The organism is Alteromonas sp. AWJ4_197 (assembly GCF_056160285.1).
Genome location: NZ_JBSWWW010000004.1, coordinates 26,147 through 41,253 on the forward strand (window position 1 = coordinate 26,147; position 15,107 = coordinate 41,253).

Consider the following 15,107-nt stretch of genomic DNA (forward strand, 5'->3'; position numbering starts at 1 on the left):
CCGGCTCAGGGTTTTAATGCCAGTACCAGCCAGCCCGTTATCAGCGCAATGGCAAAACTCATCAGCGTGCCCAGCATCATGTATTCTGTCAGTCTCATATCCCGTTCCCGGGACAGATCACCTACGCGGAACACGGTTTTTGTTGCCACCAGAAAACCCAGCCCTGTGTATTCATCGACAAGAATAAAAGACAGCGCCAGTAATCTTTCAACATAACCAATCCAGCGCCCGGCATTGCTCAGGCTTTTTCCTTCTTCTTCACCCTGCGTTTTCTTCAGTTGTTCAGCATGTTGTGACAACAGTTGCCCGATAAGAATACTGGCCGGTTTAAAAATAATGATATATCCGGTGAGGTAGAGCAGGTTTTCACGGGTCAGCCAGATGGCTTTACTGGTCAGCAGCGTAGCGATATCCATTTTGGTGAATGACAGAGCGACCAGCGCGATAACCAGAAAGTGAGCAAGCTGGTCCAGTGCAAAGGCAAGGTGACTTTTGTGTCCTGCTTTCGCCCAGTCGATGAGAAAATGACTGACAGTAATGACACCGGCTGCTGCCAGTCCCTGCCATAATCCCGCATCAGCCAGCCACAGCGCCACCAGAGCAAGTGCCGCATGTACACCGGCATGAAGAAACAGTGACGGTGATTGCAACCCTTTGTTATGACGGCACTGGATCCATTTAGCCGGTTGCAGGTAAAAATCGCCGATAAAATGGGCGCTCAGCAAAAGCAGAAAGAGTGTCATCCGGCATCGTCCTTTAAGTTGGTGACATAATGAATAAATGGCTCCAGTAAATCCCCGCCGGCCGCTTTCAGGCGTTCGCTGATATTTTGCCGTGAGGTTTGCTGTTGTTCTGCCAGAACCTGGTGTAACGGAAACCCCAGATGAATGTAATGGTACAGCAAATCAGCCTGTTTTTTACTGAGCCGGTTCAGTATGTAGCTTAACTGTGTGCAGATGATACCGGTAGCGATTTGCTGTTCTGCCAGCGGAGTGCGTACAACGATTTCTCCGCTGCGGGCTTCGTCCAGAGCGCGGCCTGATTCAACAAATACCTTGCCGGAAGATGTACCGGGCGTGGCTTTTATCACGGCATCACTGCCTGTTGCCAGCGCCTGGGTGCAATTGACCTGCAACCCGTCTATCTGACTGTTGAGATAGAGCTTGAGTTCAAGCATGGCGGTAACGGCGTCCTCCGGTTTTTCGAAAACAAACTGAAAGCCGTCGCCGCGGAATATTTCGTATAAACAGCCTGTCCTTGCTTTTATTGCCTCACACTGGCGGGTTAGCGCCGACATGGTGTGCTGGTAATCAGAGGACGTCAAGGCGGTGGATTTGACCAGATCGCCGGTAAGGACCGCAGCCATAATGTTGTTATCCCTGGTTATTTCGTTACCAAGCAAGATTATACCCTTGCTTTTTAATATGCAAGCCCTGAGTCTTGCTTTTCCTTTTGCAAGGACAGGATGTTGCATAGGAAATGACGCTGAATACCGGATGCTATCACCGGCTTTATCGTACAGAGTTCTCCGTTTGTCATAAATAACATGCGGGCAGAAATAAATCCGGTAGACTACGACGCATAACAATAACAGACACAATAACGGATTATGCTGCATCGTATTTGGTTATCATTCATTGTTCTCGCCTTTCTGGCCACAGTCTGCCAGGCCTTCTTTGGCGCCTCACCGGGTGGCTTTCAGGATGTTATGCAATCTGTCACCAGCATGGCGCAACTCAGCGTGGATATCGCTATCGGTCTGATAGGGGTACTGGCATTCTGGCTGGGTATATTCGAAGTTGCCGAAAAATCAGGCATGATAGAAAAGTTTTCAAGGGTACTGGCACCATTTCTGTGCCGGATCATGCCCGATATTCCCCGCAATCATCCTGCACTTGGCAGCATTACCATGAATATGTCGGCGAACGTACTCGGGCTGGATAACGCTGCTACGCCTTTCGGCATAAAAGCGATGCAGGATATGCAAACTCTGGCAACAGATAAAGAAACCCTCACCAACAGTCAGATCCTGTTTCTGGTACTGAACACGTCTTCAGTGACATTGTTTCCCATTGCGGTTTTTCTCTACCGGGCAGAGCAGGGCGCGGCACAGCCTACTGACGTATTTATTCCTATCTTACTGGCAACCAGCGCTTCTACCATGGCTGGGCTTATCATTACCTGTCTGGTGCAGAGGGTGAACCTGTTTAACCGTGTGGTGGTTTTGTATCTGGCCGGTATTTTTGGTCTGCTGGGTGCAGTGATTGTGTATTTTTCCCATCTGGCAGCAAAAGAGCTGGCAGAGCAGTCTGCCATTGTGGCGAACTTTTTGTTGTTCTCGTTTATTGTTGCGGTACTCGTCACCGGCTGGCGGCGAAAACTCGACACCTATGAATTATTTATAGACGGCGCTAAGAAAGGCTTTAATGTGGCGGTTTCGCTGATCCCGTTTTTATTAGCCATGCTGGTTGCTATTGGCATGCTGAGAGCCAGTGGCATTATGGATATGGTGGTTAACGGCATCGGCTACATGGTTACCGCTTTAGGCGGCGACCCCCGGTTTGTGGATGGCTTACCTACTGCCATTATGAAACCTCTCAGTGGCAGCGGCGCCAGAGCGCTTATGATAGAAACGATGCAGCATCACGGCGCAGATTCTTTCGCCGGCAGACTGGCCTCGGTCCTTCAGGGATCGACAGAAACAACGTTCTACGTTATTGCCGTTTATCTCGGGGCCGTGGGGATCAAGCACTCCCGTTATGCCGTAGCATGTTGTCTGGCGGCAGACTTTGCAGGAATTTTTGCTGCAATTTTAGTCAGTTACTGGTTTTTTGGTTAAGAATTTGTTCACCTGCCGTTCAGTTGACGTAAGCATAATCAGGTCTGACATTTAAATAAGGTGACAGAAATGAATTTAAAACAAATCAGTGCCGCAGTAATCTTCGCAGCAATGCCCGTTCTGGCCAGTGCCCAGGCCATAGAACCGGTTATTCAGGTGAGCGGCAAAGGCTCTTTCTCCGTTGTACCCGATGCTTATACTCTGACATTTGTGATGGAAGAAAAAGGCGAAACCGTTTCTAAACTGAATACACAGATGCAGTCAGACATGAAGTCTGTGCTTAAATTTCTGCTCGACAACGGTATTGAAGAAAAGCACGTGCAGTCCATGCAGGTGAATTTAAATCCGTATTACGAATCTACCCCTCAGGGCCGTGAACAACGGGGATTTGTACTCAGCAGAGAAATTCAGGTAACGGATACGAATATAAATAACTATGACCGTATCATTGACGGCGCTTTATCCCGCGGTATAGATCGTATACAAGGGTTTCAGTTTATTGCCAGTGAGCAGAATAATGCTTACGAAAAGGCCTTGATAAATGCAGTTAAAGACGCCAAATTACGCGCCGGACTGTTAGCAGAAGAACTGGGCGTAAAAACAGGTAAGGTAATTGCAGTGTCAGAGAGCGGCAACAGTTACCCCATGCCGGTGATGAGAATGGAAATGTCCGCGAAGGCCGACAGCTTTTCATCAGCCATGCCCGGTGAACAAGTCGTGGAAGCACGGGTGAACGTCAGCTTCGCGATAGATGAATGAGATTGAGGGTAAGTTGAAAAACGAGTTTTACAAAGAGTTACTGACGCAGGCGAAGGGTTTAATGAGCGGTGAGAGCGATCTCATCGCCAACATGGCGAATTTGAGCGCGTTAATGTTTAACCGCATGGAAAAGGTAAACTGGGCCGGATTCTATTTATATAAAGAGGATCAACTTGTGCTCGGGCCTTTTCAGGGCCAGCCCGCCTGCATACGCATTCCGATGGGCCGCGGTGTATGCGGAACTGCGGCACAAAGCCTGCAAACCCAACTGGTAGAGGATGTCCACGCGTTTGAAGGCCACATTGCCTGTGACGCCGCATCCAATTCTGAAATCGTTATTCCGCTGGTGCTGAACGGCAAATTACTGGGCGTACTGGACATCGACAGTCCCGAATACAGCCGGTTTGACGAAGAAGATAAGGCCGGTCTGGAAGCGCTGGCTGAGGCTTTACTGGATTCTCAGCGATGAAAGAATATGTTGATATCCATGTTGTGCTGGCAACACCTGCCGACATGGAAGACAATTTTGACGAACCCGAAGAGGCAGCAGAGCGGATAAATTTCATTCTGCATTGCATTTACGACAGAGCCGATGAAGATGCGGATACGCACTGGCTTGAGCGTTTATTGCACTATACCTGGGAAACATGGCATCAAACACGCAATTTATTGGACATAGACGACGATGAATTGCTTGATTGGGTTGACCACACGCTGGCAACTTGGGATGATGCTGACAATGAAGATTATTATTAACCACACGTAAAGTATAGATGGAATCACCAGAGAAGTTTTCAAACAGTAAAGAAGTCATCGCCTTTTTGGCAGAAACCTTTCCAAACTGTTTTTCCACCGAGGGCGAAGCACAGCCTCTGAAAATTGGCATTTTTCAGGATCTGGCTCAGCGTTTAGAAAATGAAGAACGGGTTAGCAAAACCTTACTGCGTTCAACATTAAGACATTACACCAACAGCTGGCGTTATCTGCACAGCATCAAAGAAGGCGCTCACCGCGTTGACTTAGATGGTAATCAGGATGCTCAAATTGAAAAAGAGCATGCTGACCACGCAAAACAGCAGTTGGATGAAAGCAAAGCGAAAGCGGCTGAAAAGCGCAAAGCGAAGCAAAAGACCACTGGCGAAAAGCGTCCACCCCAACGCAAACCACGCAGCGAAAATGGTGAAAAACCTCAGCAGCGCGGGAAAAAGGGAACTAAATTTAATTCTGAAAGACCAAATAAAACACCACCGGCCAAACTTACCGATGCCGATTGCCAGCCAGGCACATCCGTTACAGTGAAGTTGGGTAAAGCCCCGATGCATGCGGTAATTACTGAAGTCGCTAAAGACGGTATTCACGTGCAACTTGATTCAGGCATGGTGGTAAAAGTCAACGCAGACGCTTTACGTTTGGCGAATTCCAAGAGGTCGTAATATGAAAGAAATCCTTCGCATTTCCATTGCCAGTGCATTTTTAACCGTTGGCATTGGCGCCGGTGCAACTACTACCACTGAACAGGTAGAAGATTTACCCGTTCTGCAGCAGGAAACACAACACAGTGTGGCTGCAAAAAGGGTAAGTGCTTTGTTCACCAGAGCGCACTACAAGGAAATTGCGTTGGATGACGCTTTGTCGGAAAAAATCTACGACCGTTTTCTCCGCTCTCTCGATAACAACAAACAGGTTTTGTTGAAGTCAGATGTGGATGGTTTCGAAAAGTACCGTGATTCTTTTGATGAAGCGTTAAGTCGCGGCAACCTGTCTATCGCTTATGATATGTATAATCAAAGTGCAAAACGTCGTGTTGAGCGCTTTGAATTTGCGTTAAGCTTGTTAGACAAGCCTTTCAATTTTGAAAAAGCTGACGACAAATTCTATTACGATCGTGAAGACGCAGCATGGCCAACCACAGAAGCAGAGCTGGATGAATTGTGGCGTCAACGGGTTAAATACGATGCGCTTAATCTGATTATGGCGGATAAAACCTGGGAAGAAGCAAAAGACTTACTGACTAAGCGTTATACCCGTGCTATTAAGCGACTGAAGCAAGCTGAGAGTGAAGACGTTTTTCAGACAGTTATGAACTCTTTTGCCCGCAGCGTTGAAGCGCATACCAGTTACCTGTCTCCCCGAAATGCCGACCGTTTCCAGATGGAAATGAACCTGTCATTTGAAGGTATTGGTGCTGTACTTCAAGCAGAAGATGACTTTACTGTAATTAAAAGCATTGTACCGGGCGGCCCTGCAGATAAATCTAATGCGCTGAAACCGGAAGATAAAATTATTGGTGTGGCGCAGGACGACGAAGAGTTCGTGGATGTTGTAGGCTGGCGTCTGGATGAGGTTGTTGATCTCATTAAAGGACCCAAAGGCAGTACCGTACGTTTACAGGTACAAAAAGGCACATCAGATACCAAAGCCATGTCTGTGGTCAGTCTGACCCGTGACAAAATCAAGCTGGAAGACCGCGCTGCGAAATCTGAGGTTTATGAGCCGGAAACCGGCCCGTATGCCGGTGAAAAGTTAGGCGTTATCACAATTCCCAGTTTCTATAACAACCTGCATGCTGACGTGAAAAAAGAACTGGATTCACTGAAAGCTCAGGACGTCAAAGGCATCATTGTCGATTTACGTGGTAACGGCGGTGGTTCGCTGACAGAAGCGACGTTACTCACCGGACTGTTCATTGAAAAAGGACCGGTAGTTCAAATTCGCTATGGCGAAGGCAAGGTGAGTGTTAACCGTGATACTGATGGCGTAGTAACGTACGATGGTCCGTTAACAGTACTGGTTGACCGTTACAGTGCGTCTGCATCTGAAATCTTTGCGGCTGCGATGCAGGATTACAGCCGTGCTTTGATTGTGGGTGAGCAAACCTTTGGTAAAGGTACCGTTCAACAGCACCGCGGACTTGGCCGGATTTACGACCTGTATGACAACCCGCTGGGCAGTGTGCAGTTTACCATTGCGAAATTCTACCGTATCGACGGTGGCAGCACCCAGCACAAAGGTGTCGTACCGGACATTAAGTATCCGTCGCCCATTGATCCGGCAGACTGGGGTGAAAGCCAGGAAGAAAATGCATTACCCTGGGACAGCATTGACCGCGCAAACTATACCACTTTTGGCGACAGCCAGAGTGCACTGGATGTGCTGGCAGCCAAGCACAATGCCCGGGTATTGAAAGATCCTGAGTTTATGTATATCGCCGAAGATATTGACGAGTACAAAAAGAATAAAGACAAAAAATATGTGTCACTGGTGAAATCAGAACGGGAATCAAAGAAAGAAGAATCCCGTGAGAATGATCTGAAACGGGCCAATGAGCGCCTGGCACGTATGGGCGAGGAGCCGGTTGAATCGCTGGACGATTTACCGGATGAGCTTGAAGAGCTGGATCCTTTCCTGGATGAAGCGGCTAACATCACTTTCGACATGTTAGACACCGGTAAATACGCAATACATCAACAATAAAATACATACTACAGGGGCTGGTGCCGGGCCAGCCCCTTTTTTGTACCTATAATAAAAATCACACGACAACAAACGATTAAAACAATAATAAAGGGAATACATCCATGGCAATGCGAGGTGAATTTTCATCACGGATCGGATTCATACTGGCTGCTGCCGGTTCCGCCGTCGGTCTCGGAAATATCTGGGGCTTTCCCACGCAAGTCGCCACTAACGGCGGCGCAGCATTTGTACTTGTTTATCTTCTTTTAGCGTTCGTACTGGCTTATCCGGTATTGATGGCTGAACTCATTATTGGCCGTTCCAACCGTGCGAACATGGTGGACGCGCTGACGAATATCTCAGGTAATGTTTCCGGTACGCTTACCGGCCTGTGGGGCTGTGTCACTGTATCCATGATTCTGGCGTTCTACGGCATAGTCGGTGGCTGGATGCTGGCTTATTTCGCTGACGGCATTGTGCAAACCGCTGGTCTTGAAGAAACTTCAGTCTGGCTGATGGGGTTCTCCGACAGCCGCAATATGATTTTTTGCGGCCTGTTTATGTTACTGACCGCTTCTATCGTATTGGGCGGGGTAAAGTCAGGCATTGAAAAATGGTCAGTGCGTTTAATGCCGACATTGGTTGTGATCATCCTGGCATTGATTGTCTATGTAAGCTTTCAACCCGGGGCCGGTGAAGGCTGGGCAGCCTATCTCTTACCTGATTTCTCACGCATTCTCGATCCGGACTTATTAATCAGCGCCATGGGGCAGGCCTTTTTCTCTATGTCTTTAGGGGTCGGTACTATGCTGGTTTACGGTTCTTATCTGTCTAAGCAGGAAAATCTGCCCTCAATAGGTGCATGGGTTGCACTGGTTGATATCGGTGTAGCAATTATTGCCGGTATGCTCATCATTCCCGCTATGTATGTGGCGCTGAATAATGGCGTAGAAATTTTTACTGAAACCGGCGCGTTAATGGACGGGGACCAGTTGATATTCAATGTATTGCCGGCCCTGTTTGAGTCTATCGGCCCTGTCGGTGTACTGGTGTCCGTGGCGTTCTTTGCCCTGATGGTTATTGCTTCTGTAACGTCTTCAATTTCTATGCTGGAAGTGCCTGTTGCTTATCTGGTTGAGAACCGCAAACAGCCCCGAAGCCGTGCTGTATGGATCATGGCTGCACTGATTTTTGCTGCCAGTTGTATCATCATTCTTAATTTTGAAAGTCTGTTTGGCCTGGTCATTGCTGCGACTACCCAGTACAGTCAGCCTCTACTCGGATTTGCATTGTGTCTGTTTGCCGGATGGGTCTGGCGCAGAGATGCTATTCTGGCGGAACTGAAAGAAGGTTTTGCTGATGCAGAACACAGTCTGTTCTGGAAAATCTGGCCCTGGTATGTGAAATTTGTTTGTCCGGTAGTCATCCTGCTTATGTTCGTCCGTTCTGTCTTATAAGAGTAATAACTACAATGAATAAAACGATTAAAGACCCGTCACTGACGGATGCGCTTATTCCTATTGTTGCACTGGTCATCATGATGGGCAGTGCGGTTTATCTGTTCTCCGACAATTCATCTTTTGGTCCTAACCAGATTGCTCTGTTACTGGGTACCGGCCTCGCTGCTATCATCGGCATGAAAAATGGCCATAGCTGGAAGGAAATCGAAGCAGGCATCGTTAAAGGGATCTCCATGTCACTGGGCGCCTGCCTGATTTTGCTGGCAGTAGGCTCACTGATCGGCACCTGGATGCTGGCCGGTACGGTTCCCACACTCATTTATTACGGGCTTGAGCTACTTAACCCGTCATTCTTCTATGCAGCAAGCTGTCTGATTTGTGCTGTAGTGGCAATGAGTATCGGCAGTTCGTGGACCACAGCGGCCACCGTCGGTGTTGCCCTGATGGGGGTGGCATCCGGAATGGATATGTCGGCAGCAATTACAGCAGGCGCTGTTGTTTCCGGCGCGTATTTTGGCGATAAAATTTCACCTCTTTCAGAAACAACGAATCTGGCACCGGCAGTGGCGGGAACGGATTTATTTGAACATATCCGTTACATGCTCTGGACAACGATCCCCAGCTTTATTATTGCTTTAATCCTGTTTGTTATTCTTGGCTTCAGTGAGTCCGATGCAGCTTCTCTTGAGCGCATCGAGCAAATGCAGACATTATTGGGTCAATCATTTTCTTTGGGCTGGTATCTGCTCATTCCGCTGGTCGTGTTACTGACGCTGGCGGTGAAGAAAATGCCGGCATTTCCGGCGGTATCCATCGGTGCGCTGCTTGGTGGTATCTGGGCCGTGGTGTTTCAGGGGGATGTTGTCGCCGGCATGGCGGACGCGCAGGATTCACCGGCCATCGGTACGCTGAAAGTGGTGTGGACTTCATTGTTCGACGGTGTCAGTTTTTCCACGCCGGATGAAAACTTAAATGCGCTGCTAAGCCGTGGTGGTATGTCATCAATGCTGAATACTATCTGGCTGATTATCTGCGCGATGTCATTTGGTGCCGTACTTGAGCGGGTTGGCCTGCTTAAGCGGGCAGTGAGTGCAATTCTTCATGGTGCGAAGTCTGCCGGTGACATGATCAGCCGGACGATTCTTACCTGCCTGGGTACAAATCTGGTAACGGCTGATCAGTATATGTCGATTGTTATGCCCGGCCGTATGTACAAACAGGAATTTGAAAAGCGCGGACTGAACCAGCTTAACCTGTCCCGTAGCCTTGAAGACGGCGGAACACTGACATCACCGTTAATTCCCTGGAACACCTGTGGTGCTTACATGCAGGGCGTATTAATGGTGCATCCGTTTGAATACATCTTCTATACTTTCTTTAACGTAATTAATCCTGTCCTCGCGATTATTTATGCGTATCTGGGCATCAAAATTCTTCGCCTGGACCCTCCCTTCGAGCGCAAAGAGGACGACGGGGAGCGCGCATAACTTTCTTTTTTAAGGAGTACTTATGAGCGTCAATGCAAAACGCCGGCTGGACTACCAGCCGCCGCTTTTTACCATTTCACGGGTAATCATGGATGTAAAACTGCATCCGGTCGCCACACGTATTACAACGAAATCCACAGTAGAAAGAGCAGGGAATCACAATGAACCTCTGTTCCTTGATGGCGAAAAACTCACTTTACATTCTGTAAGCGTTAACGGGCAGCCTTATACCGCCTATGATTTACAGGATGCCGGATTACTACTGAAAGACGTACCTGACAGCTTTGAACTGGTCATCGAGACAGAAACAGACCCGCAAAACAATCAGGCACTGGAAGGCCTGTATCTTTCTGATGGCGTATTTTGTACACAGTGCGAGGCAGAAGGCTTCCGCCGCATTACTTATTTCACTGACCGCCCCGATGTACTGGCGAAATATACCGTCACTGTCAGCGGCGATAAAAAGCAATATCCCACGTTACTGGCAAATGGTAATCCTGTGGATTCAGGGGAAGAAGCCGACGGGACTCACTGGGTTACCTGGGAAGATCCTCATCCTAAACCCAGCTATCTTTTTGCGTTAGTGGCCGGTGATTTTGATTTGCTGGAAGACACCTACCGGACCACCAGCGGCCGCGACGTTAAGCTTGAGCTGTATGTGGATAAAGGTAAGCGTGAACGGGGTCATTTTGCTCTGGAATCTCTGAAACGGGCGATGAAGTGGGACGAAGACACTTTTGGTCTGGAATACGATCTCGATATCTACATGATTGTCGCCGTGGATTTCTTCAATATGGGCGCCATGGAAAACAAAGGCCTGAATATCTTCAACAGCAAATTTGTACTGGCGGATCAGGACAGTGCCACTGACGACGACTTTTTCAACGTAGAATCTGTCATCGCCCACGAATATTTCCACAACTGGACCGGCAACCGCGTTACCTGCCGTGACTGGTTCCAGCTGAGCCTGAAAGAAGGTCTCACTGTTTTCCGTGATCAGCAATTCAGCGCCGACATGACTTCAGCGCTAAGCAACCGGATAAAGCATGTACGTGTGATGCGGGAACATCAGTTTGCTGAAGATGCCAGTGCGATGAGCCATCCTATCCGTCCTGATGAAGTGATTGAAATGAATAACTTCTACACAGTGACGGTATACGATAAAGGCGCTGAAGTGATCCGCATGTTCCATACGCTTCTCGGCCCTGAGGGCTTCCGAAAGGGCATGGATGAGTATTTCCGGCGTCACGATGGTCAGGCAGTTACCTGCGACGATTTTGTTGCAGCTATGCAGACTGCAACAGAAAAAGATCTCAGTCATTTCGCACGCTGGTACAGTCAGTCCGGTACACCGGTCCTGGCCGTTGAACGGGTTTATGACAAACAGAAGCGTACTTTGCACATTACGCTGTCACAGCACACACCGCCGACGGCAGATCAGGCAGAAAAACAGCCCCTGTATATTCCTGTGGCGTTTGAATGTATTGACGACAATGGTCATCACTACAGCGATTATGAAAGCCTGGTACAGAATGGACTGGTGATCGTGGACAAGCCATCAGTGTCTCTGACTTTTTCGGATGTTCCTGAGTCCTGTTTACCCGTTGTGCTGGGGAATTTCTCTGCGCCAGTGCGGGTAGATAACCCTTTATCTGCCAGAGAATTACTGCAGATTTTCCGTTTTGCTGATGATCCGTTTAATCGCTGGGATGCCATGCAGTCGCTTTACGACTGGTGTATCGGTGAAATAGAGCAGGGCGCAGCCATCCCCGATACGGTTTGGGATTATCTGCGTGAAGTGTTACATGATGAAAAGGCTAATCATGAGCTGCTTGGCGAGTGTTTATCAGTGCCCAGTTTTGAAACTTTGTGTCAGAGCCGCAGCCAGATAAACGTTAAGGCACTGTGTGCAGCCAGAGAAGCATTCTGCCAGCAGTTTGCTGACGCGTTACATGACGGACTGATTGCTGTGTGGCAGGCTATCGAAACCACGGACTACGTCTACGATCAGCGTAATGTGAATGCCCGCCGTTGCAAGAATGTGGTACTCGGCCATCTTGCCCGAACATCTCATGGCGCATCGCTGATACGGGCACAATACGACAGTGCCGACAATATGACTGATGCTCTGGCATCGTTAAAGGCTGCGCAAATCTGTGACGGGGAACTCTTCAGTGACTTAATGACCCGGTTCGGTCAGCGCTGGGAGAAAGAACCTCTGGTGCTGGACAAATGGTTCGCTTTGCACGCTACCACTGAGCGGGAAGATATTCTGGCACACATCACCATGCTTAAGTCGCACCCTCAGTTCAGTATCGGTAATCCGAACCGGGTCCGCGCACTTATCGGTAGTTTTGCTTTTTACAATTCCACCGGTTTTCACTCTGAAGACGGCAGCGGTTATGAATACGTAACCAATTATCTGATTGAACTTGATAAACAGAACCCTCAGGTGGCTTCACGCATCGTTACACCACTTACACAGTGGCAAAATTATGCGCCGGTGCACCAGCAACTCATGAAAGCCCAGTTGCAACGGTTGCTGAACCATGAAGGTTTAAGTAAAGACGTGTTTGAAAAAGTCAGTAAGAGTCTGGCCTACGAAAAACGTGACTGATACTACCTATTTTTTTACTCTCTCCTTATCCTACAGCCGGTGTCAGGCGTTTTATGAAAGCGCCGGCGCCTCTGCTGTACTCACTTCAGAATCCGGCAAAAGGGTACAAATACCTGTAAGCCGGCTTCGTCCCTTCGTCGACAGCCGCGGTCTTACCGGCCGGTTCCGGCTCCTCGTCAGCCCCGAAAATAAAATAAAATCCTTCGAGCGATTAAGATAATTTCAGCTAAAAACTGGCGATTTTGCCACTTTTGTTCAATAACTAGTTGAAAGGAAAAATGTTATTACTAGTGTTAACTGGTACGATTAGTTCTTGCGAAACAGGGAAAATGATGTAATCATTTTGTTAACTACCTTGGTTGGTCACACGTCTGCGCGTCGCTACCTGTTATCGTATGCGCTGGATCAGGAGAATAAAAACTATGACAATTAGGCATAGCACATTTAAAAAGACACCAGTTGCCGCTGGTATCATTGCCTTACTTGGTGCCGCCTCTCCGGCTTTAGCCGCAAACTGGCAATTTGGAGATGTTTCAGTATCACTGGATTCCACGTTTACGCTGGCGACCAGTATCCGTGCTGAAGACAGAGACTATAAATTAATCGGTAACAGCAACCATCCCCAGTTTGACTGGTCCGGTTATAACGCTGCAACGAATGTGATTTATCAGCCTGCTGATGTCTGGGCGCAGGCGAACGGTGATTATTCATCAAATAATGACCAGGGAGATTTGTCCTGGGATCCGGGTAAAGCCTTTTCTACCCAGATTTCCGGTAACCACGATTTAGACATTAACATGGGTGACTGGGGTTTCTTTACCCGCGCGTTCTGGTTCTATGATTTTGTTCAGAACGATAACGACAACGTCGCCGCGAACCCCATCACCGGCAGAACACCCGATTTATGTGCAGCCCCGGAAGCTGATGATTTACTCTGTAAAGATTTCCGTATCCTGGATGCGTATTTCTACGGTGATTTCTGGATTGATGATAAACCATTCTCTATCCGTGTAGGTGATCAGGTGATCAGCTGGGGTGAGAGTACGTTTATCCAGCACGGTATCAATACCACTAACCCCGTGGATGTGAACCGCGCCCGTGCTCCGGGTGCTGAATTAAAAGAAGTGTTTATTCCTGTGGGTATGGTGTATGCGTCTCTGGGTCTGACTGACACGGTCAGTTTGTCGGCCTATTACCAGTATCGCTGGGAGCGCAGCTGGTTACCGGTTGCCGGCAGCTATTTCGCGACAAACGATTTTGCCGGTGAGGGTGGTCAGGCAAACAATATTCAGCTCGGCTTTACCGGTAACCCGGATATAGACCTGGATTTCCTGTTAAGCTCATTAAATGGGCTGGGTTCTGCTTTGCGTGCAGGTGCTGATGCATCCACAATCGGGCAGGCATATCTGGCTTATCCCACAAAAGTGGCGGTGCGCGGTTATTCAGACGCTGCTCATGAAGATGCAGATGATCAGGGCCAATACGGTATTCGTCTGACCTGGTTCTCAGAACTGCTGAACGACAGTGAACTCAGTTTCTACCACATTAATTATCACAGTCAGCGTCCGCTGATTTCCGGTATTACGTCTGATTTCTCGCAGGAAGGTATTGCGTCAGATCTGGCTATGCTGGCGACCACAGAAATCACTAAAGATAACATTACTCAGCTGGAAGCGTTCACTGAAGCGAAGTTCTATTATCCCGAAGACATTCAACTGTACGGTTTCAGCTTCAACACCAACATTGAGAGCTGGGCTCTGGCCGGTGAATTTGCTTACCGTGTTGATGAACCGTTACAAATCGACGATGTAGAATTGCTCTACATGGGTATGCCGGAACAGCTTGCTAACACAGGCTACCGTCCTGACTTATCCGGTATTTCTCAGTTAAACAACATCGGCCGGGCAGTGGGACCGGGTGAAACAGCTGAAGGTTTTGTATTTTCAGATACCTGGCAGGCTCAGTTTACCTTGTCTCAGGTATTTGGTCCGGCACTGGGTACAGATAACCTGATTGTTCTGGGTGAAGTTGGCTATGTAAATATCGTCGATTTTCCGGACCCTTCAGTATTGCGTCTGAACGCACCCGGTACAGGCAGAACGCCGTCACTTGAACCTACAGCAGACGGCAATCCACGTGTTGGTTTACACACAGGTTTATCAAACGGACCTGAAACAAACCCGTTTGCTACAGATGATGCCTGGGGCTACCGTTTACTGGCCGTTGCTGATTTCAACAACGTGTTCTCAGGCGTAAATATGCAAACCCGTGCAACGTTCTCACATGATGTGAAAGGGACAACACCCGATCCGTTGTATGTTTTCCTCGAAGATTCAAAATCAGCCAGTCTGGCATTTACCTTTAATTATCTGAGCAGCTGGTCAGCCACTGCATCTTACAGTGCATTCTGGGGTGGTGTGGGTACAACAAACCAGCTGTCAGATCGTGATTTTGTATCTTTCAACATCAAGTATTCGATTTAAGGGGTA

The 15,107-nt window shown here is 48.4% G+C and carries 13 protein-coding genes; 11 read left to right on the forward strand and 2 right to left on the reverse strand.

Annotation, left to right across the window (positions count from 1 at the left end):
• Window positions 1–5 precede the first annotated feature (5 nt).
• Both ACXAGC_RS09375 and ACXAGC_RS09380 read right to left on the reverse strand, forming a co-directional pair.
• On the reverse strand, window positions 6–743 hold the full coding sequence (locus ACXAGC_RS09375; protein ID WP_474844176.1) for a DUF3307 domain-containing protein: 738 nt from the start codon (window positions 741–743) through the stop codon (window positions 6–8).
• Window positions 740–1,366 (reverse strand): hypothetical protein, encoded by a 627-nt coding sequence (locus ACXAGC_RS09380; protein WP_349586308.1) that lies wholly within the window; start codon window positions 1,364–1,366, stop codon window positions 740–742. The genes ACXAGC_RS09375 and ACXAGC_RS09380 overlap by 4 nt, the downstream gene beginning before the upstream one ends.
• 243 nt (window positions 1,367–1,609) lie before the next feature.
• Between ACXAGC_RS09380 and ACXAGC_RS09385 the strand changes: the two genes are divergently transcribed.
• The 11 genes from ACXAGC_RS09385 to ACXAGC_RS09435 all read left to right on the forward strand — a co-directional run bounded on the left by ACXAGC_RS09385 (window position 1,610) and on the right by ACXAGC_RS09435 (window position 15,101).
• Window positions 1,610–2,839, forward strand: coding sequence for a nucleoside recognition domain-containing protein (locus ACXAGC_RS09385; protein WP_474844177.1), 1,230 nt, complete (start codon window positions 1,610–1,612; stop codon window positions 2,837–2,839).
• Window positions 2,840–2,908: 69 nt separating this feature from the next.
• Window positions 2,909–3,598 carry an SIMPL domain-containing protein gene (locus ACXAGC_RS09390; RefSeq protein WP_474844178.1) on the forward strand — a complete coding sequence of 230 codons (690 nt, stop codon included), beginning with the start codon at window positions 2,909–2,911 and terminating at the stop codon, window positions 3,596–3,598.
• Window positions 3,591–4,067 (forward strand): GAF domain-containing protein, encoded by a 477-nt coding sequence (locus tag ACXAGC_RS09395; RefSeq protein ID WP_474844179.1) that lies wholly within the window; start codon window positions 3,591–3,593, stop codon window positions 4,065–4,067. Before ACXAGC_RS09390 ends, ACXAGC_RS09395 begins: the two co-directional genes overlap by 8 nt.
• A complete protein-coding gene (locus ACXAGC_RS09400) occupies window positions 4,064–4,354 on the forward strand; it encodes a hypothetical protein (protein WP_119501350.1) in 291 nt (96 codons plus the stop codon). The genes ACXAGC_RS09395 and ACXAGC_RS09400 overlap by 4 nt, the downstream gene beginning before the upstream one ends.
• Before the next feature lie 17 nt (window positions 4,355–4,371).
• On the forward strand, window positions 4,372–5,031 hold the full coding sequence (proQ, locus tag ACXAGC_RS09405; protein WP_119501351.1) for an RNA chaperone ProQ: 660 nt from the start codon (window positions 4,372–4,374) through the stop codon (window positions 5,029–5,031).
• A gap of 1 nt (window position 5,032) precedes the next feature.
• Window positions 5,033–7,072, forward strand: a complete 2,040-nt coding sequence (gene prc / locus ACXAGC_RS09410) for a carboxy terminal-processing peptidase (protein ID WP_474844180.1) — start codon at window positions 5,033–5,035, stop codon at window positions 7,070–7,072.
• Between the two features lie 104 nt (window positions 7,073–7,176).
• Window positions 7,177–8,511, forward strand: coding sequence for a sodium-dependent transporter (locus tag ACXAGC_RS09415; RefSeq protein WP_474844181.1), 1,335 nt, complete (start codon window positions 7,177–7,179; stop codon window positions 8,509–8,511).
• Between the two features lie 14 nt (window positions 8,512–8,525).
• Entirely contained in the window at window positions 8,526–10,001 is a 1,476-nt protein-coding gene (gene nhaC / locus ACXAGC_RS09420) for a Na+/H+ antiporter NhaC (protein WP_474844182.1), read from the forward strand.
• Between the two features lie 22 nt (window positions 10,002–10,023).
• Window positions 10,024–12,618: an aminopeptidase N gene (gene pepN, locus ACXAGC_RS09425; RefSeq protein ID WP_474844183.1), complete on the forward strand. Its 2,595-nt coding sequence runs from the start codon at window positions 10,024–10,026 to the stop codon at window positions 12,616–12,618.
• Window positions 12,611–12,838 (forward strand): DUF2835 family protein, encoded by a 228-nt coding sequence (locus ACXAGC_RS09430; protein ID WP_474844184.1) that lies wholly within the window; start codon window positions 12,611–12,613, stop codon window positions 12,836–12,838. The genes pepN and ACXAGC_RS09430 overlap by 8 nt, the downstream gene beginning before the upstream one ends.
• A gap of 202 nt (window positions 12,839–13,040) precedes the next feature.
• Window positions 13,041–15,101 carry a DUF1302 domain-containing protein gene (locus tag ACXAGC_RS09435; RefSeq protein WP_474844185.1) on the forward strand — a complete coding sequence of 687 codons (2,061 nt, stop codon included), beginning with the start codon at window positions 13,041–13,043 and terminating at the stop codon, window positions 15,099–15,101.
• Window positions 15,102–15,107: the final 6 nt, after the last annotated feature.